2 protein-coding genes are annotated in these 2185 nt (G+C 37.3%); both read right to left on the bottom strand.

Annotated features, from left to right (window positions below; all coding sequences use genetic code 11):
• Positions 1 to 275: 275 nt before the first annotated feature.
• On the bottom strand, positions 276 to 1790 hold the full coding sequence (locus BBROOKSOX_RS12325) for an RHS repeat-associated core domain-containing protein (protein WP_257607859.1): 1515 nt from the start codon (positions 1788 to 1790) through the stop codon (positions 276 to 278).
• Between the two features lie 128 nt (positions 1791 to 1918).
• Positions 1919 to 2185: hypothetical protein (locus tag BBROOKSOX_RS10270; protein WP_218973733.1), on the bottom strand; the 267-nt coding region annotated here is incomplete at its 5' end.

Genomic DNA, 2185 nt, shown 5'->3' with positions numbered 1-2185 from the left:
GATCTTGTCAGGCTTGGAATGAAATACTAAGTGAGGATGATTTTATTAAAAATTTGTGTAGTAGAGAGTGGAGTTTTTTAGTTTAGTTGTTTTTTGAATTTGGTATTACGCCCAATGAGTGGGATAGGACTAAAAATAGGGAAATAAAGCAATAAACAGCGGGGAAAATAAGGTTTTTTTTGACTTTATGAAAAAATACAGGTAGTTTTGAAAATATTTTTGAAAAAAACTAAAAATTGAAATTAGGGTGGAGAATTATGAGTTATGCAAAAGTCTCACGGGAAAGGGTTTGTCTCTTTTCTAGGTGGTAAAACAATAGATTCTCCAATAGGTTTTAAAACTTCTTGTGGCTGTAAAAACAGGCGAACACTGCTAAATTCCTCTTCTGGTTTGATGGCGGTTATTTCAAGACCAAAGGCATCGGCAATTCTTGTGGAAGATCTGCCGTTATCAGTCTCCCTAATAAAATCATTGAAAAATTTTAGATAGTCTCCTGTATTTTTATAGTGTTGTATTACTGATGTTGTAGAGATGTTTGCTATGGTAGATCTGAAAAAAGTTTTAGGTAATACATTTTGTACGCCAAATATTTTTGTCATTCCTAGATATTGGTAACATGTTATTTCTGTTGCATTCGTATTAATTTTGGCTTTAAAGCTGGATATTGATCTTCTATAATTTGTATAAAATGTCAATTCCCCTGTAGAAAAATCCATAGAATTTCTAAAGTGAATAGGTCCGAATCCGCGTGGCATAAAATTTGCTTCAACGGCTGTTTCACTTTTGTGTTTTGGATTGGTAATAAAATTTGTTTTGGTGTCTAATATGGTGTATTCATCAATTCTATTAATAGAATGATGCTTAACGGATTCTTCTAATCTTTGATAAGCAGCAGGGAAATGAAATAAATTATCGTTGTCATAGGGTGCACTAATGATTGGACTTAGTATATCCAATTCACGAAATTCACCTCGGTCTTCAATTTCATAAACTTTAACATGTCCTGTCGGATCGACATATTTAAGCGGATTATTCCCCACATAAACATATAAATTCAAGCCATCAGCCGCACCTACTGAATCAGGGCTTATCCACCTTGACAACCAAGGGGTTAAGTACCTGGCACCGTAGTAGCACAAACCACTACTATCGTCTCTTTCTTTACCTGTGTAGCGGTAGCGTTTTTGTTGGACTTGGGTTTTGTCTTTACCAGCGATGAGGGTAGTACTACCATAGGGGTAGTAGTGTTCGTAACTGAGGGTTTGATCTTTATCGTTCAACTCTAGGGTGTTGGATTGTAGGTGACTGATAAGTTGGTAGCGGGTTTGGCGAAAGTTTTTGGCGTTGTCTTTGCTGTTTTCGCTGAGGATGTGGGTGCCAATGTGCAAGGTATTGTCTTGTTGTTTTGCTTGGTTGATTGAGATGTCTAGTGAAGGCAGGTAGTCTCTTTGGCTTTGTGCTTGGTGATTAGACTCAACCACAGTGCGAACTCGATTGCCTTGGTAATCATAAATATAGTATTCTACGGTATTGTTTTTGTCTGCTGTGGTAAGTTGGTTAAGGGTGTTGTTGTAGTGCCAATGTAGAGTACCAATGTTGTTAAGGGTTAGTAGGTTGCCATTAGCATCAAAGTCGCTGGTGGATTGTTGGGTTTCAGTGCCACGATTGTTGTTTGGGTGGATGGTAAGGGTTTGTTGCCAAGTACTGCTGTTTGCTTGGTGTGAGAGGTTGGTTAGGTTGTTGCCTGTGTCGTAGGTGTAGGTTTGCTGATAAAATTCCAAGGTGTTCATAAAATTATTAGTGCTTTTTTAATTTGAATATCCTTATCGCTTTTACTGGGTATTAATTTTTAAAGTAATTAGTCGCCCCGTAAAAACCACTCCAAACAAACCAAACCCCATTTTGCCAACCACCTAAATCAACAAAACTGCTTTTTACCCAGTACCGCAAAAAACCTTAGGTATTTTACAAAAAATAAACCCAGTTTTTGCCAAAACAAAAAAATAGTGGCTATTGCCAGCCATTTTCTCAAATTCCAAGCACAGGCAGCCATTAATACGAGACCTTTGCATAAATAGGAATGATTAGCAAAATCCAATTTTTGCCCAATTGGTGATTTCTTTAAACCTTGTCCTAGCAGGGCTAAGGCTGGGTTTAAAAAATCGCCAAGTGGGTGAAAAGTGGG

The sequence above is a fragment of the bacterium endosymbiont of Bathymodiolus sp. 5 South genome, assembly GCF_900128535.1.
In the GTDB taxonomy this organism is placed as follows: Bacteria; Pseudomonadota; Gammaproteobacteria; order PS1; family Pseudothioglobaceae; genus Thiodubiliella.
This window is presented reverse-complemented; position numbering and strand designations above follow the sequence as displayed.

Bases quoted from the DNA above. Each gene is read 5' to 3' on its own strand.
- BBROOKSOX_RS12325 (WP_257607859.1), bottom strand. From the start codon at position 1,790: ATGAACACCTTGGAATTTTATCAGCAAACCTACACCTACGACACAGGC.